Origin of the sequence: Mesotoga sp. UBA5557 (assembly GCF_002425715.1) — a bacterium.
Taxonomy (GTDB): Bacteria; Thermotogota; Thermotogae; order Petrotogales; family Kosmotogaceae; genus Mesotoga.
Genome location: NZ_DIMV01000092.1, coordinates 1 through 22,760 on the forward strand (window position 1 = coordinate 1; position 22,760 = coordinate 22,760).

Sequence of the window (22,760 nt, forward strand, 5' to 3'; positions counted from 1 at the left end):
CTTTTCCCGTAACGTTCACTACCATGGCTCTTTCCAAACAAGTGTAAATGATCACCGAAGGTGAGGGGTGTATTTTACGCCTTCATTTCTTCCATCTCTTTCCACAGAGTCTTACACAAAAAACTGAAGACCCTTTAGAAAGTTATGGAACGGATCTTCAGTTATTTGGTATGGAGTATTGTAATGGATTTTCTCAATTAACACGCCTCGCCTTCTTCTCAGCTGTGGATGGAGGTCATGTATCTCTTCAGAGCATCGGTCTTTACCTTCTCTAAATACCTATCCACATCTGCCAAATTCTCTCTTCTTTTCTCTCTCATGATCTTACCTCCTTCTCTACGGAGTTAAATGGTCTTAGAATCTTGGACTGATTAATAGATTACTGTAAACGCTGTCTTTCACTCTCGATCAATCTGTCTATTGCCTTCAAGTTTCTCTTCTCTTTAAATCTGATCTACTCTCCTCCTCCTCTCTTACCTAACGTTAATCAGTCTAGCTCTCAGTGAATCTTCAACGATCTCCGGGTAGAACTCTCTTTCCTTGTAATGAATCTTCCTTTCTCTTCCTTTCATCTTTCTCACCTCCTTCATAGATACTGTGGGAAAGACTCCTTGGCAACCTTTTCCTTGAACTTCTGAACGGCTCTTTCAATGGAAGCTGGATCCTTAACTTTTCTCATATCTACACCCCTTTTTATTAATTTCTGGTTCTACATTTATAATATATCACAACAAAACATAAAAAGTCAAGGCGTGAACTAAAAGAATCTTCAATTATAATAACTACTTTTCAACTAATTTCCATAATTTGTTCTGTACTAAAGAAAAATAGTGAAGTTCACCATCTTTCGTATGCTCTTTGGAGAAATATGCACTTCAATGACGACTGATTGTTTCCAAATACTGCAAGATTGTTGGAAATGATCAACTTCACTGTGCATAAATTCTAATTACTGCATCATAGAATCTCACAATAGCCCAAATGGTGTACTCGTTTGCCTGCACTAAACAGCTCGACTGGACGCCTGATGTATAATCTAATAGAACTGAAGGAGACAATTGCGATTGATGAAAGGAAGGCTGTTAACTGCCTAATATGCGGCTCGAAAACCGAAAGAATTGTTCACCGCAAATTCGGGGTGGGTTACAATTGCTGTGATAACTGCGGTTTCATCTCGAAACACGAGGCAGATCGGATCTCTCCGGAAGATGAATTAAAGATCTATAGAAGACACAATAACAGCATTGACGATCCAAGATACGTTGCCTATTTCAGAGACTTTATCGATACTGCAGTCACCGATTTTCTATCTGAAGGAAGAAGAGGGCTTGATTTTGGGAGTGGTCCAACACCGGTTCTTGCAAAGATACTTGAAAGGGATTATGGATTCAATATGGAGATATATGATTCCTACTTTTCGCCAGAGAAGGTCTTTCTGGGGAAAAAGTACAACCTCATAACCTCAACAGAAGTCTTTGAACACCTAGATGAACCCATTGCGTATTTCAAAATGCTTTCCGACTGCCTAGAAGATGATGGAGTTCTATCAGTGATGACGCTCTTCCATCCTGAGGACAGACAGGAATTCATAGAATGGTACTACATGAGGGATATGAGTCACATATCTTTCTATACCCTAGATACAATGAAGAGAGTTTCTGAGATTGTCAGTCTCAACATTGTGTTTACCGATAACAGACGATACACCTCGTTCAAGTTAAACAGATAAGTGGCCGAGGACATTTATATAACAATAAACAGACCCTCTCTTTGAGGGTCTGTTTGCGATTTGGGAATTTCCGAACAGGGGTGGGGTTAGAATATCTGCATCTGTTTAATCGTGTCGTGTCGAACAGCAAAGCTGGTGTTTTAAGTTCTGCATTAGGTTCTAGTCCTTAAATTATTCTAGTTGAAACAAACAATATGTCAATTAACTCGACGTGACCGTTTCTTAAGTCTCTATGTATTTCTTTTCTCTCTTTCGGAGTAAGTTACGAAGTTTCGAAGTAGTTTGACTTTTGGATCACTTCCTGGCTTCCATCAATCTCTTCATTGCTTCTTCAAGTATAGCTCTGGGGCATGCGAGATTTACTCTCATGAATCCTTCTCCTTCGATACCGAATACTGAACCATCCTCAAACCCGACTTTTGCCTTTTCGTAGAGAAAACTTCTAAGTTCTTCAACGCTCATACCCGTAGCTCTAAAATCAACCCATGCGAGATAAGTGCCTTCAAGCTCAGTGACTCTCACTTCTGAGTAGTTGGTTTTCAAGAAGTCTCTCATGTACTCAAAGTTGGCATTTATGTACTTCAACAGCTCTTCCAACCATTTTTCTCCATGGTTGTAAGCTGTTTCGAGAGCAACCGTACCGAAAACATTCGACATCCCTACGCCCAAAGAGTTCAGCATGTTTGAGTATTCGTCGAGAAGTCTTCTGTTTGAAGAGATCACTGCTGCAGATGAAAGCCCTGCGAGATTAAAGGTCTTGCTTGGCGCCAAACAAGTCAACGTGATAGATGATGAACTTTCAGAAATCGCCGCGGTTGGAATATGTTTGCAGTTGCCAAAAACCAGGTCTGAATGGATCTCGTCTGATACTATTAGAACGTTTTTCCTGAAACAAATATCAGTGAGTCTAGAAAGCTCATCTTCCTTCCATACTCTTCCAACCGGGTTGTGAGGACTACAGAGAATAAGAATCTTCGTTCTTGAATCGATCTTCTTCTCAAGATCATCAAAATCCATTGTGTAATGTAAACCGGATTCTTTCAAAGGGTTCCGAACCATCTGACGTCCTGTCTCTGTAATCGCTTTGAAGAAAGGATAGTAGACTGGAGTTTGGACAATCACTTTGTCACCTGGATGGGAAAACGCCATCACCGCTATGTGAACTGCCGCTACTACTCCCGGTGCATGTGAAATCCATTCCTTTTCGATTTTCCATCCATGTCTCTTGTTGAGCCATCTTACAATCGATTCGTAATATCCGTCTGATCTCGCAGTATAACCATAAATGCCGTGTCTAGCTCTGGCAACTATCGCTTCAATAACTTCGGGAGGTGACTCAAAGTCCATGTCGGCAACCCACATCGGTAGCAGATCATTCCGCCCAAAGAAAAGGTTGGCGTGGTCCCATTTTATGCAATTCGTTCCTCTTCTTTCGATAACTCTGTCAAAGTTGTACTTCACATCTTCCCTCCGTCATCCACGAAATTGTTAGCCGGCTACTGCGGGTTCTTCGGCAGAGCTCCCCGGAATGCCGATTGTTATACAGGCAGATTACTCAATGAAGGGGATGGCATCACCAGAGTAAAGATAGTCCGGGATTTCAGGCTCTGGATATTCACACCTGATTTTCTCTTTGATCTGGTTAAGATAACCTTCCGCAGTAGAACGCCATGTGTATTTCTCAGTAACACGGTCAATACCTCTCGAGCTCAATTCATTCCAGAAATCTTCACTGGTGAAAAGGACCCTTTTCAACCCTCTGGCGATATCATCCGTTTCAAGAGGGTCCACCAGCACTCCGTATTCAACATTGTTTTCTCTCATGCTCTCTGTAGGGCCTCCGCTAGATGTTGCAACAGCCGGTAGACCGCAGGCCATAGCCTCGATTGGGGCAAGTCCGAACGGTTCATACAGGGAAGTAAGGGCAAAAACAGATCTTCTCTTTGCCCCTATTCTGTATAGAGCTGAAAGCTCCAACTGATTCTCTATGTTCATAAAGAGGACTCTCTCTTCGAGATTATTCTTGAAAATGTGATCAATAATCTCGCCCAGAACAGTTCGGTCAGGTTCTTGAAGAGATTTGTACTCATCATAGGGATTATTCAGACCCCGAGTAACAATAATAAGGTTGCAGGAACTGTTCAGTTTGCCGTCGCTAGAAAAGGCCCTTACTACTCCCATGTGATTCTTCTTCTGTTCCAATCTGCTAGAAATGATGATCATCGGGAGTTGGAGTCTGGACGGTTTAGAGAATTTCTCTACCGCCTCTTTGTATCTCTTCTCAATGATTGTGTCAAGTTCAGTAGGACTTGCAGCGAAGATGTCTGTGTTGACTCCCGGGGGAACAACGGAGTATTTTGAATCGTTGCCCACTTCCGAAAAGTCTCGATAGAGTATGTGACTGTACTGCTGGAACCTCTCCATAGAAGTGGAAACAAAGTTGACTGCCGAATACTTCATCGAAATGCGTTCAGCCGCTATTCGGAAGGAAAAATTGAATCTCGATTCTATCTCTGCACGGTCAGCTCCAGTCTGCAGTAGTTTGTCGAGTTTTTGAGCCCCAAGGGAGTGGGCTGTGAAAGAGTATGGGATTCCTGTCTCTTTGAATAGCATAGCTCCCGTCAAACCTCCGTCCCCATAATGAGTAGTAACGAAATTCGGTAAAGTTCTTTCCGACGAATAAAATTCTCTAATTCGTCTTGCAAACTCCCCCAAGAAAGGCCAAAGTCTCTCCTTGCTCAAGAAGCCTTCTGGACCGAAAGGGATTCTTATGATTCTGAGGCTATCTTTTCCTCGATAGGAATCCAATTCCTCGGCAAACTCAGGCCATTTGTCGTCGATAACCCTTCTCGTTATTATGTCACAGTTGATCCCCATTTCTGACATAGCCGATGCAACTTCCTTCACATAGACCAGCTGACCTCCAAAGTCCGGATGCGTTGTCCAGTAGCTGTCATTCTTATCGAAGTTTCCCTGGGGATTTATAAATGCCACTCTCACAAGTCATCACCTGCCTCGAAAATGGCCTTCAAAGCGTCTATAGAAGGCAGAATTACATCCTTTCCCTCATGTTCGATTCTAAAGGCGGCACAATAGTTCCCATAAGCGGCCGATTCAAAGATATCCTTCCCTTGAAGGAGGCCATATAGGATACCGGACCAAAAAGCATCTCCAGCACCGGTGGTGTCCACTACTCTTCTTGCGCATGGAGAGAGTGTTTCAGTTTTGTGACCGTCAGAAATCACAGATCCTTTGTGGCCCAAAGTCAGGACGACATTTGAGGCGCCGGCATTATGAAACTTATCAATGTATTCATGAGGATCTCCGGTACCGAAGATATGTAAGGCATCATCTTCAGAAGGTTTTACAATGAATGCATACTTCAGGAATTCCTTTATGAATTCCGAACCATCATCCTCTCGATCCCAGAGAACCCTTCTGTAGTTGGGATCAAATGTTATCTTTATTCCCGCTTCCAATGCCTTTCTCACCAGCTTCATGCACGCCAGCCGCGACTGCTCACATGAGAATGGCCAAGATGTGAAATGAATGAATTCCACATCTTCGAGAAAACTCACGATATCCACCGGTTCTTCAAGAAAACAATCCGCACCTCTAAAAGCTATGAACTGTGGGGATGATTGTGACTTCGAAACGAATACGATTGAAGTATGTGCTTCCGCGTCTCTCTGAACATAAGAGATATTTATTCCTCGCGAAGCGAGGTGTTTAAGATAAGCTCTTCCAAAGGAATCATCGCCTACTCTGGAGAGAAGAGTTGCGTCAACACCTAGATCATGAAGATTTACAGCAAGGTTTCCTGGAGAACCGGCAAAGTATCTTTCGAAAGAAGTAGCTTCGCCAAGATCTCTCACAAAACTGCTTGATATCAGGTCAATAAGCAGTTCACCAACAACGGCAATTCGCGACAATTCAATGCCTCCTTCTAATGATAAGTCTATCACTGCAGGAACGATTTCCAATAACTGAGCCAGGATCTTCTAAAACATTGGTTTATGGAGATCTAGTGTTCAACGACTGAAGGGCGGACCGTGTATAATTAAGTTTACACTGACTACACATATTCGAGACAGGAGGTTCAATAATGAGTGGCAAGACAATTAGAAAGCTTCAGAGAAGATATGTCGGCGAAGACGTTGACCTCTCCATATGGGAAGACCTTGAGAAAGAGCTCAGGAGACTGGAAGAGTATCCGATAGTAGATAGAGCTTCTCTTGAGGATTTTCTTTACTTCTGGAGTGAGTTGTTCATGATTCTTCAGGAAAGACTCGCGTGGAAGTATATAGACATGACTAGGGCTGCCGACAGCGAGGATAAGAGGCAGGAGTACTCAAGATTCTACGCTGAGGTATATTCCAAAGCGGAGCCTTATAGGATTATGCTGATGAAAAAGTATTTAGACAGTGATTTCAGAAGCGAATTAGATCGAATCAGATACGAGAACTTCGATACGATCGTCTCCAATACAGTAAAACTATTCAGAGAGGAGAACCTTCCTCTGGAGGTTCAGGAGAAGAATTTAAGTTCTGAATATGCGGCAAGTATTGGTTCTCTGACTGTTAAGTATGGAGAACAGGAGTACACACTGTCTCAACTCTCAAAGTTTCAACTTGAACCTGATCGTTCAATCAGGGAAGAGGCATGGCGCCTTTCGATGGCAAAGCTGAAAGAAGTTCATGAGAGCATGGAGGATCTGTTTGGCAAACTTCTCTCGATAAGAGTTCCGCAGGCGAGGAATGCAGGTTTTGCAACTTACAGGGATTATATGCATCAGAAGAAAAACAGATTTGCGTATTCGGTCGAGGATGTGCTTAGATTCCACGATTCAGTAGAGAAGGTAGTGGTTCCTTACGTTTCCAAGCTAAATGAGAAAAGAAGTCGAGAGCTTGGACTGGAGAGGTTGAAACCATGGGACATGAATGTTGTACCCTCAGGGAAGGTGCTTAAACCATTCAGTAATATGAATGAGTTTGTTGACAAAGCTATCAGGATTCTTGAGAGAGTCGATCAAGAGTTCGGTAAAAACTTATCCAAGATGAGGGATAACGGCCTGCTAGATCTTGAAAACAGAAAGGGGAAGGCTCCAGGTGGCTATAACTATCCTCTTGATGAGACTGGTGCTCCATTCATTTTCATGAATGCTACGGGAACTCCTGCAAACGTCCGGACAATCCTTCACGAGTCTGGCCACGCAATGCATTCATTTGCTACGGCAGACGAAAGGTTGATCACGTACAGACATACAACGCATGAAGCAGCTGAGCTTGCCTCTATGTCCATGGAACTCCTGACGATGGATTACTGGGACGAGTACTACAGCGCAGATGAGATGACAATTGCCAGGCGAGAAGAACTGACCGGTACTTTGAGCTTCTTACCCTGGTGCATGGTTGTTGACTCGTTTCAGCAGTGGATCTATACATATCCCGATCATTCTCCCGATGAAAGAGACGAGAAGTTTGCCGAAATCTTTGAACGCTTCAATGCAGGTGTTGACTGGACTGGACTGGAAAGTGAAAAGAGAATCCGATGGCTTCTTCAGCCTCATATTTTTACGAACCCCTTCTACTATATCGAATACGGAATAGCTCAGCTCGGTGCTCTTGCGATATACAGAAATTACAAGCAAAATGGATCAAGCGCAATAGAAGATTACAAGAGGTTCTTATCAATGGGTTACTCAAGGCCGCTTGATGAGTTGTTTGAAAGCGCTGGGATAGAATTCGATTTCTCAGAAGAGTACTTGTCGGAGCTCATGATCTTTGTCGACAGTGAGCTGGCTTCTTTCTAGGAAGAGACACTTCAACGTGGCAGCTATGCACTACCGACAGCGTTAGAATTGGCCGAGGAGGTGTTTCGATGAAAAGACTAATATTCGTACTGCTTCTGCTCATTACGCCGCTGATTGTGACGGCGCAAGTTGAAGAACTCAGAGCCAAGCTGGCCGAGAATCCTATGGATGTGGAGAGCCTTCAGGCTTTATTGAAGATCTACGATGACAACTAAGATTTCGAGAGCTACGGAACGCTTTTGAAAGATGTAGTGGCTTCGATTGATGAAGTTCCAGAACCTATGTTTCAAGTGATCAAGTACGGAATTGAGAGACTTCTCGAGAACTATTACTCAGACTATGCCGAGGATGTCTCTGGAGTCTTCTTTGAGCTTAAGCCCAATAAAGATTCGCTGCTTCTGTATCTTAAGGCAATGAACAGCAGCTGGTATCTATCCGAAGAGAGAGTCCGCGAATCTGTTGACAGACTTGGAGAAGGGCAGCTAGAAACATACATCTTCCTACATGAGCAATCTGTTGAACTGTATCCTGCAGATCTGAATTTGATAGTATCTAGAATTCTAGTTGAGGATTTCGGGGAGACTGACTATCTAATACCTTACATCATTGGGATGATAGATGACTATGACTTTTATGCTGCAAGAAATCTGCTGAACGAGAGCTCTCGATTGCTAGAGAGGGAACCGATGTTCTACTACCTGAATGGGATTCTTGATCTTGAGAAAGGCTTTTACGATGACGCAGTAGAATGGTTTCTGCAGGGTAAAGCATATGATGATGGAACGGAGATTCACGAAGCCCTGGCTCTGATCTACTATATATATGTCCCGGACAATGTCAATGCGTTATTCAGAGCGATTGTGCTTTCAGATGACGAAACGTCGTTGAACGCGAATATTCAGGAGTTTGTTGCGAATTATCCTGAACTTTCCTGGATCTTCTCCTGGGTTTCCAGAGTTCCTGAGCCGAAGAGATTAACCGAAATCCTTGCTGAGGAGGTTTCGGTAGTATCATATACTTCAGTAAACTTCGATTTTGAGAAAATCAGCATAGGATTCTACGATATTGAGGGAGTTCTTCAGGGTACGCTAGTCAATTCCATATACGGGCAGTTCTTGGATGCCAGTACTTACGTTTACATCTCCGAAAATATGGACGGCGTTGTCGTAGAAGGTGAGAAAAAGGCGAGATTCGATGGAGTTGACGTCTATTCGCTTTCGCCTGACAGAACAAGGTTCTTGCTAATGGACACCTGGCGAGAGACAATTTCGATGGTTGACAGTGATATTAGCGTTCTATGGTCAATGGAGGCAGATTACGGTATGATACCGGTTGCATGGTCTCCTGATGGATCAAGAATAGCTGTGTCCACCGGTTGGGATGTGTTCTCGATTATAGATGTGGAATCTGGAGAAGTGCAAGAAACGATTGAAGACTACCATCACTTTGTCTTTCTTTCAAACGAGAAGACGTTCGTGATTGATTACGAAGGAAACATAGTTCAGCTTGACACAGAGTCTGTACTGAATACAGATGCGCCGGCTTTCTGGGCTGAGTTTGGTGAAGACGGGAAAATAGTCTATTTTGAGTATCCTGAGGACTATGCGGACTTCTTGTACGACTCTTTGCATGTGTTTGACACGGTGAACGGCCGGGATAGGGTAATATCTGACAGCACTCTCTTCATGGATGCGCCGGTACCTTCGGTGAAGATAGAAGGGAATCTCGTATACTTCACTGAGAAGGACCAGCAGGGCATGCACAGGATTGTAGTGATGAATTACGTAACAAATGAAGTGCTTTTCGTGGGTCTGCCAAGTAAAGACGTAATTGTCTTTCCGGATGTGAGACCTGAATGAAAGTAGAGGGGATGCCGGCTCTTAGCCGGCACTCCTCTTCTGATTGACTCAGAGATAATCCCGGAGCGTTTACTGATCTTGTTTGCGACTTGTATTGATCTGTTTGAACAGCCTATCTAGATGCTCACTCGTTATTAGCTCCGATGATGTTCCCTTTTTTGTGCAGCAATATCTAGCCGCTATCTGACCCCTCAGAATCGCGTCTTCTATTGAATAGCCTTCGAAGTAATGACTTGAAAGAAAACCTACGGCGAGGCTGTCGCCGGCTCCATTTGCGTCCACAACGGGTTCTTCCAATTCAACTGGATCAAAGTGCTCAATACCTTTATTTGAGCCAATTGCGCAACCCCTCTTTCCCATTCCACATACGACTATCCTGTCGCCTCTAATTTCGAGATACTTCTTGATCAGATGATACGGGTCAGCGAAGTTTGTTGAAGAGAAGAATAGAACATCAGCCTCTTCTATGAAGTCCTTTCTATAGGGATCGTCTGAGTCAGTGACATCCTGGATATCTACCGAAAGAATTAGGCCCTCTTCTTTCAGTGGTTTAAGCAGAAATCTAGTCCAGTTCACGATGTTTACATGGGCTAGCTTTGTTCCAGATAGATGTGACCTAATGTCTTCGATATTGGGGCAGAGGTTCATTGCTCCTTTGCCATCATAGAAGTTCTTTCGGCCTCCGTTCATATACATGAGGTTTACGCTTCTCTTCGTTCCTAGTGGGTCTATCATCAGCAGACTAGTGTCTATACCCAACTCTGTAAGAATCTGTCGAATGTATTTCCCTGAGAAGTCTTCGCCGACATAACCAACAAAGCAGACTCTATAACCAAGTCTCTCAAAACCCTGGCAGGCATATCCACCTGCTTGTCCTATGCAATCAAGGTTCTCGCCAAAACTCGTTTCGACCGAGAGATTTACTTTAGAATCCGACAGATAGACATTCGTATCGATCCCGACCGCACCAATAACTGCAACATCGAAGGCCATGTTAATCACCCTTGTTTGGAAAGCTCTCCAAAGAGCTCAAGATTGTTCCTGAGCAGGTCTCCTTCCATAAGGTCTGAGAGAGCTAGTTCGAAATGTTTAACGGTTACACCTGGAATAAGCCCCTCATGAGCAATCTTGCTCATGAGAACTACGTTTTGCATTCTAGAATCTTTCAAATTCTCGACCAATACCTTTACTACCTTTACATCTCTCTTGTCGGCTTCTCGCTCAATATCTTCATTCTTAATCTCTTCTGCTCTTCCTAGACGAACTTCCAGTGGTTGCCAGACAGTATCATAGTATATAAGTGTTCCGCCTTTCTTCAGATAGTTTCCCATTCCTCTCAGAGCCTCATGGCGCTCAAGTGCTATAACCATGTCTGCGCTGTGCTTCATTATCAGAACCGAGTAGGCACCGTGACCGATTCTTAAGTGAGAAGAAACCATGCCACCTCTCTGAGCCAATCCGTGTGTGTCTGCCCCAATACCCCTCTGCTCGGAATGGTCGATCGCTCTTAATAGAGCTTCACTGAGGAGACCAATTCCCTGACCGCCAACTCCCGTAATGTATATGTCGAATTTCTCCATTCTCTCACATCCTTTATCTATCTTCGGAAGCAATCGCATCCGAAGGACATGTCTGGACGCAAGATCTGTCTCCTATGCAGAGATCGTTTTGTACCCAGACCGAACCGTCATCAGAAAGCTGGTAGCTGGGACATGCAAAGTCACTGACGCAAATGTACTTCCTGTTGCATTTGTTGCCGACTCTCACGGGGTTCGGCAGCGACCTACCGCTTCTGCGCAATTCTCTTGTGAACTTCAACATACATGGATGTTTGGCGATAATGACCTTGAGGCCGTCTTCTGCCAGGGCTTCTTCAACGTACTGCTTAAGCTTTGACTGGTTGTAGGCATCGACTTCTCGAATATTATCTACACCCAGTCCTTCCAGAACCTTCCTAACGGGAATCTTCTGAGTCACTTCTCTGAAGTTCCGCCCTACGGCGGGATGATTCTGATGACCCGTCATTGCTGTTGTGCCATTTTCCATGACAATCAGTGTGAAATTGTGTTTGTTGAAGATCGCGTTGACAATGCCCGGTAGTCCTGCATGAAAGAAAGTGGAATCACCAAGGAAGGCCACGACTCTTCTTGTGTCATTGAATAATGAAAGGCCGGAAGCAGTTCCGCTTGAATGCCCCATGCAAAGAAGTACTTTCCCCACTCTATACGGCTCGAGGTACCCGAGTGTATGGCATCCAATGTCTGCCACGGAAATATCAGAGGCATGCAGGACTTTCTTGATGGCGTAGAATGCTGATCTATGACCGCAGCCAGGGCACATCTGAGCTGGTCTTGGCGCAAGCTCGATTGGCTCAGTTTCTACTCCAGGAGGACTGACAACGTCAGGCCAGATTCTTGACAATACCTCCCTAACTTTGTCTGGTGTATACTCTCCTATCCAGTCCTCGATGTCTTGCTTTCCAGTTATTCTTGTATTCAGTTTGTGGTCATACGCAATTGCCTTGACTTCTTTCTCTATCACGTTGTCAAGTTCTTCAAGGACTTTTACCTCTTCATGAGAAGAAAGGAAATCCACAACTTCCTTTTCAGAAAGAGGGTGCACTATTCCCAGCTTGAGAATATCCGGACGTTTATCTGACAGACTAAGGACGTCCTGAAGAGAGAGAAATGGGGCTCCGGCCGTGATTACCCCTCTTGATTTGTCTGAGCCTTCAATGACACTATTCAGGCAGCTTTTCTCCGTAGTCTTTCTGAACTCCTCGAGTTTCTTCAGAGCTCTTCGCTTCATTTTAAGAGCTTCAGCAGTTATTGGAATATATGGCCCATTCTCAAGACTGAATTTTGGCCGGTTATCTTGCACCTGGAAAACCAATTCCTTAAACTCCACCTTTTCTTTGGCGTGGCATACGTGAGTCGAGAGTCTCACAATTACAGGCATACGCATCTCTTGCGAAAGTCTTGATGCTTCTAAAAACATCGAGTATGCTTCTGAAGGTGTTGAAGGCTCTAGGATTGGAGTGTATGAGAGATGCGCATAGTGACGGTTGTCCTGCTCATTTTGTGAGGAGTTTGCTCCCGGATCATCGCCCAATACAATTACCATGCCTCCAATGAGTTCCATTAGAGAGAGTTGAACGAAAGTATCTGCAGCCACATTTATGCCGACGCTCTTGAAGAACACGCACGAAAGATGACCATTGATAGAAGCTCCAAAGGCAACCTCGGTGGCAACCTTCTCGTTTACTGAAAATTCGAAGTACATCGGATTTCTTTCCGCGGGAATCGAAGCTATTGCAGCTGCAATTTCTGGAGTGGGAGATCCGGGATACGAAGTAACAACCCTAACACCTGCTTCCAGCATCGCTCTTACAATCGCGGTATTTCCTATCATTATTTCTGAACCGCTGTTTGGAGACGAGAGCATCTCACCCATTTTTTTCATAATGTCCCACCTCTCGACAAGATTGTCGCCTATCAGTCAAAATTCACTTCCCAGACGATCTCTGCCACGCTGGAAACGGTCTTGTATACTGAACAGTATTTTGTTGCAAGTTCGAAAGACTTCTCGACCGAACTTCTGTGAGACAGATCTACTCCCTTGATCCCAATCTTCATCTCGCATATTTTGAGAGTGGTGGGGACTTGTTCTCTCTTTTCTCCCCATACTTCAATATCTGCAGAAGTGAAGTCAATTTTCTTTTTGTTTAGAATATCGAGGAATGTAGCGTGTAAGCACGATACCAGACTCATTAGGAGCAGGTCGTAAGGTACCGCACCATCTGAACCGATTTTCACTTTGTAGCCGGAATCTGTTATTCCTGTACCGGTGAAGCCTCCCGTGAACTCAACCTTCACATGAACTTTGCTTCCCATTTCGTTCCCCCTTTGGTTAAGATGAACTGCATCGAGTAAACCAACATCATCCAAAATAGCTGTCAGGCATAAGAGACCACAACAGAAGAGGCAGTTGATATCTATTTCAGATGGCCTTAACGCACTGCGAGTGAATTGCTTAATGATAATCAATCTTAACATTCAATTGTCCAGAAGAAGATGTACACTGGCTAACCCGACGCATTGATCGCAGTCAAAGGTAAAATACTCTCAGGGAGGTGGCTTATGAGTATCGGTGCGCTGTTCAATTCTTATCTATATCATGGCAATTCTCTGAAGAAGCGCTTCTTTGAGGGGTGGTATTCAAGTTTGTTGACAAGAGAAAGCAAAAGTCCTTTGCAGTGATTCCCGGCGTCTCAACGGCTTCCTCAAAAAACGAATCGCATTCTTTCATCCAGTTCCTTTCAGGCAGCAGAAATGAATCCGGAAATTTCGTTTATCCCTTCGATGATTTTCATTCCGACACAAAGCGATTCTCCGTCGAAATCGGAGATAATCACTTCTCAACAGAAAGAGTGAGTCTCAAAATGAAGGATGAGAAAGTCAAGATCGATGGAGAGATCAAGATAATAGACCCTTACCTTTGGCCCGTCAGATTCTACTCTCCGGGAATTATGGGGCCGTTTTCATTTGTGCCTTTCATGGAGTGCTATCATGGTGTCGTCAGCATGGACCACTCTCTGGAGGGTGAAGTTGAAGTTCCTTTCGATGAAGGCCCAAGAGGCTCGGAGCTCTTGAGCAATTGACTGCGAACTCATGCCGACTCTACCTCCTGATACTCTGCTTCCTCCATGCTCACACCGGTGAACTCGAGAAGGACATCTTCGAAGCTTGGGTTCTCAATCCTTCCGAGCAACTGCTTCTTAAGCTCCAATGGTCTTCCGGAAGCTACAATTCTCCGAGATGGATTATGGCCACATAGTCGCAGAGCTTCTCTGCTTCGTCCATGTCGTGTGTTGTCAGAAGCATCGTCGTGTTCATAGTCTCTTTTACATCTTTTAGTAGGCTCTGTACATCTCTTTTTGCTCTTGGATCGAGTCCTGTTGTTGGTTCGTCGAGCAAGAGCATTCTGGGTTCAGTCATGAAAGCTCTAACTATGGCTACCTTTTGCTGCATGCCTCTCGAAAAGTCTTCGAGAGAATCTTTCAGTCTCTTCAGATTCAGACCGAACCTCTCTGCGAGAGAGCTGATCCTCCTCAAGGCTTCTCGTTTTGGTATTCCATAAAGTCCTGCCGCGAAACAGAGGTTTTCGACAGCCGACAGTTTTCTGAAAAAACTGGCCTCGACGGATACCCTGTTTATCACTCTTTAAACCGCCGCAGAGTTGTTCACTGAGTCATATCCAAAAATCTATATGCCCCCCTGTCAGGTATCAAGAGTGTGGAGGCAATCCTTATAAAGGTAAATTTTCCTGAGCCGTTTGGACCGAGAAGACCATAGATCTCTCCTTCCTTTATTCTTAAACTAACTCCTTTCAACGCTTTGACTTCCTTCTTGTTCTTCTTGAAAGTCTTTACGATACTATTGGCAAGCAAAGCGTCTGCCACTTTTTTCACCTCCTCAAAGATAATGAGGTCTGCTGAATTTGCTTTCCATTTCAACTTTCTGCTTTTAAACCAAACCATCGATAAAAGCACTCTTTGAGCCTCGTATTCTCCTCATAGTTGGGTTTCCTCCTGTTATCTGCTTACTTCGGAAGGTTATCAAGACTTTCCGGTTTGCATATGAATGGCGGAAGGACCCCGAAATCGTCACTTCTTTTCTTTCTTAGCGGAACGATTACTATTGACATATTTACCCCCTTGGCCTTTAGGAGAACCTGTCCCGTTTCCGGCGGGCGAGGCTGACTGTAACTAATGACGGGCTCTCCTCTCTTCGTTCTTGCATCCATTTGCTTCTCCGTAAAATCCTGCTAACTCACTGACCGCAATTTACTATGACATTTGATCACCTCCGATAGTCAAAAAAAGACCGTGGCTCTTACTCGCCACGGTCCTTCATTATTCCTTTTCGTTATACGATCTTATACCCCGAACGATGGAAGAAGGCGTGGCATAGCGTGGCATCACCGGAAACCCGGTTGAGGAAAACGGTTGCCTGAACTCTGAATCTAATTAACATCAAACTATGCCTCCTTCCATAAGCTGTTTTTTGCTGGCAAGTTATAGCACAACAAGTAAGTATTCTCAACTTCAAAGTCAAAGATTCTCTAAAGCGTATTTTAACTTTAATGACCTTGCTCTGTCATGAGGTAAATAATTCTAGTTCTGCCTAAGATTTCTGAATTAGGAGGATAACGGAATAAGCGGTACGACCGAGAGCAAAGTGAGCCAAATTATTCACTGCAGCTGAGCATTAGACGTCCCGCCCTTCTGTTATTTGAACAGCTGATCAATCAGCTCTCCGTTACTATCAATAACATCGTCTGTAAAAGGGTCGCCAGGAAGTAAAATCACCTCGCCTCGACCCAGGGGGTATCTTCCTGATTCTCCGACCAACCGAGACAGCCCATCAAAGAAGACTCCATCAATCTCTCTTACTTCTTCGGTTATGCGTCCTTCATAGCTGCATGCAATACCCATATCTTCCAATAGCATGTTGTATGTGGACAGAACCTCCTCACTGATCTCTTCACCAGTTCCGGTAATTATTAGTGTCCCCCCATCTTCGACAAACTCTTTAATGATCAGTGCCTGTTGCGGCATGAGCATCTTCAGTCGTTCAAAACTTCCACCAGCACCTGGTAGAGGGAGAAGAAGAACGTTTATAGTATCGAGCTCTCCTGCCTTGAAAATCCTATCGGCAGCAAGAAGCTTATGACCCATATCTTCGAGTGACGTCTGCAACTTGGTTCGTTCGTTACTGGCGAAGTTGACGTGGCTCCTATCCAGTAGAATGTTCAATGAAGATGCGCTCCTGATATTGAGTTTCAAAACTGAATATAGAATTGAGTCGAGAAAGAATGATAACTCTCCATCGTATTCCTCTACTTCCCTTCTTAAGTTAATTATTTTGGATTCAAATCCTTGGAGTGTGACGATTTCGCTGTGTATCTCTCCGCGGGAATTGGTAATCTGCAACAATGAAGAAGCCTCTCCTTGCTCAACATTGGAGAGCTGAAAGGAAAGTGTAACGCTCTCTCTCGGCTTCACGCTCTCAGGATAAGCGCTCGGGTTGTGAAGATGGATCGGGTGAGACCTCTGAATCCAGATTGGTGAAGATACCGCTTCCTCACCGTCTTTTCCCCTTGCGTATATGAAGAAGTACTGGAAACCCGTTTTTATATCAACGGCGAGCTCAAGAACACATTCATTGCCGTCAACCAGAAACTCTGCAAACAATCCTTCCAGAGAATAAATCCTGACTATTTCCAGCGGATCGTCTGCTGTATCCTTTATGGAGATACACAAATTAACTTGATCTGTATCATACACGATATCTCCCATGAAGGCTTCTTCGGTCGAGAAGTGAATCAAGATGTCCTTGTCTTCAGTCGCGTAGGTCCTTCGATTGATGAATGCCTCTAAAATTGCTTCTTCTGTCAGCTCGCGTGCATATACGGCTGTTCTGGAATCGTTTGCTCCGCCCCAGTTAGGTTTGTGGTTGTCTTGACCAAGAGTTGCTCCGAGATGCCAACCCTTGCCAAGTGCCTGAAGGTAAGCTTCGAACATCTCGTCTACAATTGTATCGTTTTCCCACCAGTTTCCGTTTCCTACTTCTATCAGGTTCATATGGAGATCTGCTTCCGGAGAGTACTGAAAATCTTTGAAGTTGTCTCCGAAGACTCTCACCGGGTGGTTGAACTGCCCAACTGCGTTACGTTCGATAATCCAGTCGTACAAATGCCATAGATCAGACTTGACTCTATCAGTCCAATCGCTGGTGCCGTAGACGTTGATGTGTCCGGTGCCAGTAGCCGTCCACTCGAATCCGGCAAGTGCCAGGAAATCGGCAGATGATGCTTGCCGGGCTGCCTCTATAGTCGCTGCCAGCTTATCTCTTCCGTCGGGGAGGTCCTGAACGAAGTAATAAGCGTGATCAGTTATAGCAAGAAAGTCAAGATTGGGTACACCCTTTGCATACGAATACGCTTCTTCAGGGAATCCAGTGCCATCAGAATAAGAAGTGTGAGAATGAGGATTTCCAAAGAAAAGCGTTAACTCCCCGCCAACGAGAATTATATAAGCAAAGACCAGGAGAAACACCAGGATAAAATTCTTCATCAAATCACCCTTTCGCAGTTTGATTGTATGTTGATACGGAAAAAGACAACGATCAGTTGTTAATACAATCTATCTAGGCGGAAGCCTGATTTATCAGAATTCAGACTCCTTTTCGTTCTCTCGTTCACCTAAGTATAGTCTGCTTTGAAACATCTTTGAAAAAGCAGTCCATTTGCTTCCCTTTGAAGCTGTGGAAGCGTTGGTCTCGAAGCTATCAAGCTTCGAATCGAGATTGTCACAAAGCCATATGAGAATTGCTTCGCGGGTCTTTGGAGTAACGGGAGAACCGAACTGCAGTTCCCCATGATGACTCAGAACTATGTGGATCAGTGTCTTTCTTTTTTCTTCAGGAAAACCCTTGATCTTTGAAATCTCAATCTCAATGATTCTTGCGCCGATCGCTATGTGTTCCTCAAGGTAACCCTCATCTGAGTAGTCGAATTCGAATGATTCTGTGGTATATGATATTGTCTTTCCAATATCGTGGAAGAGTCCCCCGGTGATTATGAGGTCCCTGTCGATATTTGCTCTTGATCCAGAAACCTCAGTCAGAGCAAGTGCGTACTTGACTACCGAAAGGCTGTGTTCCGCAAGTCCTCCTATTCTGGCGTGATGATACATTTTGGCTGCCGGCGCTTCGAAGAAGTCTGGGCAAGGCCCGTCCTCTGAAATAAGCTTTTCTGCAAGGGCCTTCAGATAGTCGTCTTTGACAGATTCGATAAGTTCGCGTACTTCCGATACGATTCTCTCAGGATCTTCGACAACCGGAAGTAACTGTGAAATCGAACCGGAACTGTAGTTTTCCATCTCATCTACCGAGAACAGCCTTCTTATTTTAATACTCAACCCGTATCTATCATCCATAAGATAGTCAGCAAGGCCCACATTACCTATCACAGGTTCCAAACAGCCCTGTTCGCTTATCCATGCCTTTGCATCGATTCTGTTTCTGGAGTCTCCGACAATGCAGTCGTAGTAAGGACCTCTACTTCCTTCAACCCTTTTTGAACTGAAAATGAAGAAAAAGCCCTGCTTCGAGTTGACGAAATTCTCTATTCTGTCGAAGGATGTATCGTATTTTCTAAGGATTTCGGTAAGCACAGGGTAAGTGCCGTTTTTTCCATCAATCATGGCAACTCTCCTTTTCGTGCTTTTTGAAGTCCCCAGGCGAGGTCTATTGATAAAAGAAACGTGCTGCAGCGACCTATTTCTCATTCCTTCTTGAGGTAGACTTCATTAGCAATTTTATCATTATGAAGAAGGCAATCGTAGCGACAAATATCGTAGGATAACCTTCAAGAAAAATCGCGATGCTACTAGAGACTGCTTCACTCATTGTCTATGCTCCTTTCATCTTAAAAAGATCGCCAAAACTATGCTGCCGGCTAGAACGGAGCCGATCTGCCCGGCTACGTTCGCGCCTGTTGCGTACATTATTAAGAAGTTGTTCGGGTCTTCTTCGAGTCCCATCTTATGCACAACCCTTGCCGACATAGGAAAAGCCGATATTCCTGCTGCGCCAATCATAGGGTTAATCTTCTGTTTTCTAAATAGGTTGAAAACCTTTGCGAAAATGATTCCACCCATAGTGTCAAGTACGAAAGCAACTAATCCCATTAGAAGAATCAACAGTGTTCTGGAGTTCAGGAATGCGCTGGCCGTCATAGTAGAACCGATGGCGATTCCAAGAAACAAAGTGATGATGTTTGAGAGCTCGTTCTGAGCAGCATTACTCAACTTGTTCAGAACTCCCGATTCTCTTATCAGATTCCCAAACATGAGCATTCCGATCAGAGCTACACTTACAGGGGCGATGATACCGGCAAGAAGCGTAACAAGAATCGGGAAGAGGATTTTAACGTACTTGGGGACTTTTTCGGTTCTATTATCCATTCTTATTCTTCTCTCTTCCTTGGTAGTAAGAAGCTTAATAATGGGTGGTTGAACTACCGGAACAAGAGCCATATAGGAATACGCGGCGACTGAAATCGGCCCAAGCATGTGAATGGCCAATCTGCTTGCGACATAGATTGATGTCGGACCATCCGCGGTCCCGATTATCCCGATAGCGATCGCTTCTCTTATATCAAATCCCAGCAGAGCAGCCACAATTATCGTCAGAAAGATCCCCAATTGGGCAGCTGCTCCATAGAAGAACATGACCGGTTTTTGAAGAAGAGGTCCGAAATCGATCATCGCTCCAATCCCGATGAAGATCAAGGCAGGAAAGAGCTCATTTGCAATTCCAGCTTCGTATAGGATAGTTAGCACTCCATGTTCTCCAATAGCCGATGATCCCGGAATGTTTGTGAGTATTGCTCCGAAACCGATTGGAAGAAGCAACATCGGCTCGTATTCTTTCTTTATCGCTAGATAGATCAGAACTCCGCCAATAGCAAACATTATCAAGTTTTGCGCGGGAATAACGAAATTCGACAGTAGATTCATCAGTGCTGCCTCCCAGAAATGAATTCAACTCCTAGCATGGAGAAATCAAGAACCGACAAATTCGGAACTGCTTTCTTTATCAATACTAATACAAGCCGAAGGCTTTTGATCAGATGGGACAGATTTCCTGGTTCTTACCGACCTCTGATTCTACATGTTGGAAAGAGTAATGTGGTAGGATTTGTAAAGTGAGAAGTTGGCTAGGAGGGGATCTCTTTGCGAGCAAGTTTTCCTGAGGACTTTCTTTGGGGTGTTGCAACGGCTTCTTATCAGATTGAGGGCGCAGACCTGCAAGAAGGTAAAGGGCCTTCGATATGGTCAGATTTCACCCATGAACCAGGACGAATAGATTCCGGGGAAAATGGCGATATTGCCTGCGATCACTACCACAGGTACTTGGAAGACATTGAGCTTATGACTAGGCTCGGAGTGAACTCCTACAGATTTTCCATATCCTGGCCAAGAGTGTTTCCTGAAGGTAGAGGACAGATAAACCAGACGGGAATCGACTTCTACGATAGACTGATTGATGAACTTCTTAAGAGGAGTATTCGGCCTGTTGTTACTCTTTACCACTGGGATCTCCCTCTTAAACTGCAGGAAAGATTTAATGGATGGGAGTCCCGAGAAATAAGGCATTACTTTGGCGATTACTCCAGCAGTATGTTCAGCAAATTCGGTGACAGGGTGAAGCTCTGGATAACTATGAACGAACCGTATTGCTCATCCCACGTCAGTTACCTCTGGGGGGAACACGCACCCGGAAAGAGAGATTTGAGGATTTCACTTTCCGTTGCTCACAACCTTTTGCTTTCTCATGGTGAAGCGGTAAAGCGTTTTAGGGAAGAAGTGAGAGACGGCATGATTGGTCTAACCAATGTATCTGCTTTTGTTGAGCCTGCCAGCGATTCCAGAGCTGATCTTCGAGCGGCAAGACTCTATGATCAATTCGTAAACGGGTGGTTCTTTGAAACCCCAATCACTGGCGAGTATCCTTCCGAACTCTTCTCAAGGTTCGAGATTGCAGGAGTGAGCCCAACTATCGAAGATGAAGATATGGAACTAATATCCACGCCGTTCGACTTTTGGGGTGTGAATTACTATACAAGAAACCTTGTTAGAAGCCAAGAATCAAGCGTGCTTGGCAGCGAAGTTGTTCAGGGAGACCTCCCGAAGACCGAGATGGGATGGGAGATCTACCCAGAAGGTCTAGAAGGTTTTCTATTCAAGGTCTTCAAAGAATACGGAAGGAAACCGATCTATGTTACTGAGAACGGTATCGCAAGCAAAGATGCTTTGGTTGATGGCAACGTTGACGATGGCCCGAGAATTGATTACCTTAGAAAGCACTTTTCAGCTGCTCTTAACGCGATCAAGGGAGGAGTGGATCTTAGGGGCTTCTTTGTCTGGACTATGATGGACAATTTCGAATGGGCACGAGGTTACTCCAAGAGGTTTGGTTTGGTATACGTGGACTTCAAAAACGATCTGAAACGAGTTCCAAAGAAGAGTTTCAACTATTACAGGGATTTCCTTCGGTCTTTGTGAATCAGATTTTGGTAGACATAACTGACTTAGAAACGGTCGTTTCAACGTTTAACTCTTCGAACTGTGAACGCAGCAATCTAGACGCCGGTCTTAAAGAGAGGTATGTAATTAGCTTGTATGACAGGGGGTTTGCCAGATGATTGGATTTATTGTCGATTCAGGTTGTGATCTTCCTGAACAGATGAAAGCAAGAGATAACGTTAGAGTTGTACCTTTGAAGATAGTTCTGGATGGTAAGGAGTACAGAGACAACATCGACATATCCACACCCGATCTGCTTCACTATATGGAAGATAAGTTTCCCAAGACATCTCTTCCAAGACAGTCGGAAATCGGTGAGGCTTTTGACAGCCTTTATGAAAAGGGATTCAAGGAGATGCTTTATATTGGAATATCCAGCGGTCTGAGCGGAACGCTTGGTCAAGTGAAGACTTTTGTCAGAGACTTCTCCGAAAAGCACTCCGATGTGAAGGTCGAGGTAGTCGACTCAATGAATATTTCGATTGGCTCGGGGCTGCTCGCTATGAAGGGGATAGATATGGTTAAGAGTGGTCTTGCCTTTGAAAAGGTTGTGAGCGAAATTCACGCTTCTGTAAAGAAATCTAAGGTTTTTTTCTGCATACCTGTTCTGAAGTTTTTAAAGGCTGGAGGACGAATAGGAAAAGTTACTGCAACTATAGGTGATATTCTTGACCTGAAACCCGTAATAACCGTTGGAGAAGATGGAGTCTATCACAGTGTTTCAAAAGAGAGAGGCATGAAGAGAGCCGTCAGGGCTTCTGTGAAGAATCTCTTGAATTTCATTGAAGGCAAGAGGCTTCTGAACATTGCCGCATATACTTCAGATAAGAGTGAAAAGACAATGGAATTCTTTAGAATGGCAATAGAAGAGATTAAGGCTGCAGGAATAGATGATGTGATAACAGGTCAAATTTCTCAGTCTCTTGTGTGTCATACAGGTCCTGGTCTCGTAGGTGTTGCAGCGATTATTGAGTAGTAAAAAAGAAAGCCGCCAATTGGCGGCTTAAAAGTCGGGATATTCCAGGGGGTTTCAACATGCACGTCCATTCAACAATATGGGGGGTAATTGGGACTTGCATATTGCTTTCAGGTGCTTTGTCTTTTTTAATGACCGGTTGAGCTTTTGGGGTTGCAAGGTTTCTTATCTATTTGAATTAATTGTACCCAAATCGATCGGGTTTGTCAAGATAGTAGAGTGGAATTATC

21 protein-coding genes are annotated in these 22,760 nt (G+C 44.3%); 7 read left to right on the top strand and 14 right to left on the bottom strand.

Features of this window, described 5'->3' with window-relative positions; translation table 11 throughout:
- Positions 1-1,027 precede the first annotated feature (1,027 nt).
- Positions 1,028-1,729: a class I SAM-dependent methyltransferase gene (locus tag B3157_RS11460; RefSeq protein ID WP_292590608.1), complete on the top strand. Its 702-nt coding sequence runs from the start codon at positions 1,028-1,030 to the stop codon at positions 1,727-1,729.
- Between the two features lie 294 nt (positions 1,730-2,023).
- Here the strand turns inward: B3157_RS11460 and B3157_RS11465 are convergent, their stop codons facing one another.
- From B3157_RS11465 to B3157_RS11475, 3 genes are all read right to left on the bottom strand, one after another.
- Positions 2,024-3,190, bottom strand: coding sequence for a MalY/PatB family protein (locus tag B3157_RS11465; RefSeq protein WP_214060498.1), 1,167 nt, complete (start codon positions 3,188-3,190; stop codon positions 2,024-2,026).
- Between the two features lie 90 nt (positions 3,191-3,280).
- Positions 3,281-4,729, bottom strand: a complete 1,449-nt coding sequence (locus tag B3157_RS11470) for a glycosyltransferase (protein WP_214060497.1) — start codon at positions 4,727-4,729, stop codon at positions 3,281-3,283.
- Positions 4,726-5,661, bottom strand: coding sequence for a carbohydrate kinase family protein (locus B3157_RS11475; protein WP_214060496.1), 936 nt, complete (start codon positions 5,659-5,661; stop codon positions 4,726-4,728). The genes B3157_RS11470 and B3157_RS11475 overlap by 4 nt, the downstream gene beginning before the upstream one ends.
- Positions 5,662-5,834: 173 nt before the next feature.
- Here B3157_RS11475 and B3157_RS11480 point away from each other — a divergent pair, with 173 nt between their 5' ends.
- The 3 genes from B3157_RS11480 to B3157_RS11490 all read left to right on the top strand — a co-directional run bounded on the left by B3157_RS11480 (position 5,835) and on the right by B3157_RS11490 (position 9,400).
- Positions 5,835-7,541 (top strand): M3 family oligoendopeptidase, encoded by a 1,707-nt coding sequence (locus tag B3157_RS11480; RefSeq protein ID WP_214060495.1) that lies wholly within the window; start codon positions 5,835-5,837, stop codon positions 7,539-7,541.
- A gap of 68 nt (positions 7,542-7,609) precedes the next feature.
- Positions 7,610-7,756, top strand: coding sequence for a hypothetical protein (locus B3157_RS11485; RefSeq protein WP_214060494.1), 147 nt, complete (start codon positions 7,610-7,612; stop codon positions 7,754-7,756).
- A 24-nt stretch (positions 7,757-7,780) separates the two neighbouring features.
- Positions 7,781-9,400, top strand: coding sequence for a hypothetical protein (locus B3157_RS11490; protein ID WP_292590609.1), 1,620 nt, complete (start codon positions 7,781-7,783; stop codon positions 9,398-9,400).
- 69 nt (positions 9,401-9,469) lie between these two features.
- Here the strand turns inward: B3157_RS11490 and B3157_RS11495 are convergent, their stop codons facing one another.
- From B3157_RS11495 to B3157_RS11510, 4 genes are read right to left on the bottom strand one after another with little or no spacing between them, the layout of a single operon-like run.
- The gene (locus tag B3157_RS11495) at positions 9,470-10,393 is read right to left on the bottom strand and encodes a carbohydrate kinase family protein (protein ID WP_292590610.1); all 924 of its coding nucleotides are present in this window, start codon (positions 10,391-10,393) and stop codon (positions 9,470-9,472) included.
- 5 nt (positions 10,394-10,398) lie between these two features.
- Positions 10,399-10,980: a 2-oxoacid:acceptor oxidoreductase family protein gene (locus B3157_RS11500; protein ID WP_214061437.1), complete on the bottom strand. Its 582-nt coding sequence runs from the start codon at positions 10,978-10,980 to the stop codon at positions 10,399-10,401.
- A gap of 13 nt (positions 10,981-10,993) precedes the next feature.
- Positions 10,994-12,862: a thiamine pyrophosphate-dependent enzyme gene (locus tag B3157_RS11505; protein WP_214061438.1), complete on the bottom strand. Its 1,869-nt coding sequence runs from the start codon at positions 12,860-12,862 to the stop codon at positions 10,994-10,996.
- Between the two features lie 32 nt (positions 12,863-12,894).
- On the bottom strand, positions 12,895-13,293 hold the full coding sequence (locus tag B3157_RS11510) for an OsmC family protein (protein WP_214061439.1): 399 nt from the start codon (positions 13,291-13,293) through the stop codon (positions 12,895-12,897).
- 317 nt (positions 13,294-13,610) lie between these two features.
- On the opposite strand from B3157_RS11510, the gene B3157_RS11515 reads away from it, so the two are divergent.
- Positions 13,611-14,060 (top strand): hypothetical protein, encoded by a 450-nt coding sequence (locus B3157_RS11515; protein ID WP_214061440.1) that lies wholly within the window; start codon positions 13,611-13,613, stop codon positions 14,058-14,060.
- A 142-nt stretch (positions 14,061-14,202) separates the two neighbouring features.
- Here the strand turns inward: B3157_RS11515 and B3157_RS11520 are convergent, their stop codons facing one another.
- The 7 genes from B3157_RS11520 to B3157_RS11550 form a co-directional block, all read right to left on the bottom strand.
- Complete coding sequence (locus tag B3157_RS11520) at positions 14,203-14,619, bottom strand: ATP-binding cassette domain-containing protein (RefSeq protein WP_292590611.1); 417 nt, start codon at positions 14,617-14,619, stop codon at positions 14,203-14,205.
- Between the two features lie 23 nt (positions 14,620-14,642).
- Positions 14,643-14,861, bottom strand: coding sequence for an ATP-binding cassette domain-containing protein (locus tag B3157_RS11525; protein WP_292590612.1), 219 nt, complete (start codon positions 14,859-14,861; stop codon positions 14,643-14,645).
- Positions 14,862-15,001: 140 nt separating this feature from the next.
- A complete protein-coding gene (locus tag B3157_RS11530; RefSeq protein ID WP_214061441.1) occupies positions 15,002-15,205 on the bottom strand; it encodes a hypothetical protein in 204 nt (67 codons plus the stop codon).
- Positions 15,206-15,689: 484 nt separating this feature from the next.
- Positions 15,690-17,537 carry a CehA/McbA family metallohydrolase gene (locus B3157_RS11535; protein WP_292590613.1) on the bottom strand — a complete coding sequence of 616 codons (1,848 nt, stop codon included), beginning with the start codon at positions 17,535-17,537 and terminating at the stop codon, positions 15,690-15,692.
- Positions 17,538-17,630: 93 nt separating this feature from the next.
- The gene (locus tag B3157_RS11540) at positions 17,631-18,668 is read right to left on the bottom strand and encodes a 3'-5' exoribonuclease YhaM family protein (RefSeq protein WP_214061443.1); all 1,038 of its coding nucleotides are present in this window, start codon (positions 18,666-18,668) and stop codon (positions 17,631-17,633) included.
- Positions 18,669-18,741: 73 nt separating this feature from the next.
- Positions 18,742-18,873, bottom strand: coding sequence for a hypothetical protein (locus B3157_RS11545; RefSeq protein WP_292590614.1), 132 nt, complete (start codon positions 18,871-18,873; stop codon positions 18,742-18,744).
- 14 nt (positions 18,874-18,887) lie between these two features.
- Positions 18,888-19,985 carry a sodium ion-translocating decarboxylase subunit beta gene (locus B3157_RS11550; RefSeq protein WP_099829849.1) on the bottom strand — a complete coding sequence of 366 codons (1,098 nt, stop codon included), beginning with the start codon at positions 19,983-19,985 and terminating at the stop codon, positions 18,888-18,890.
- A gap of 216 nt (positions 19,986-20,201) precedes the next feature.
- On the opposite strand from B3157_RS11550, the gene B3157_RS11555 reads away from it, so the two are divergent.
- Positions 20,202-21,533 carry a GH1 family beta-glucosidase gene (locus tag B3157_RS11555; protein ID WP_214061444.1) on the top strand — a complete coding sequence of 444 codons (1,332 nt, stop codon included), beginning with the start codon at positions 20,202-20,204 and terminating at the stop codon, positions 21,531-21,533.
- A gap of 136 nt (positions 21,534-21,669) precedes the next feature.
- The gene (locus tag B3157_RS11560; protein WP_214061445.1) at positions 21,670-22,530 is read left to right on the top strand and encodes a DegV family protein; all 861 of its coding nucleotides are present in this window, start codon (positions 21,670-21,672) and stop codon (positions 22,528-22,530) included.
- Positions 22,531-22,760 lie beyond the last annotated feature (230 nt).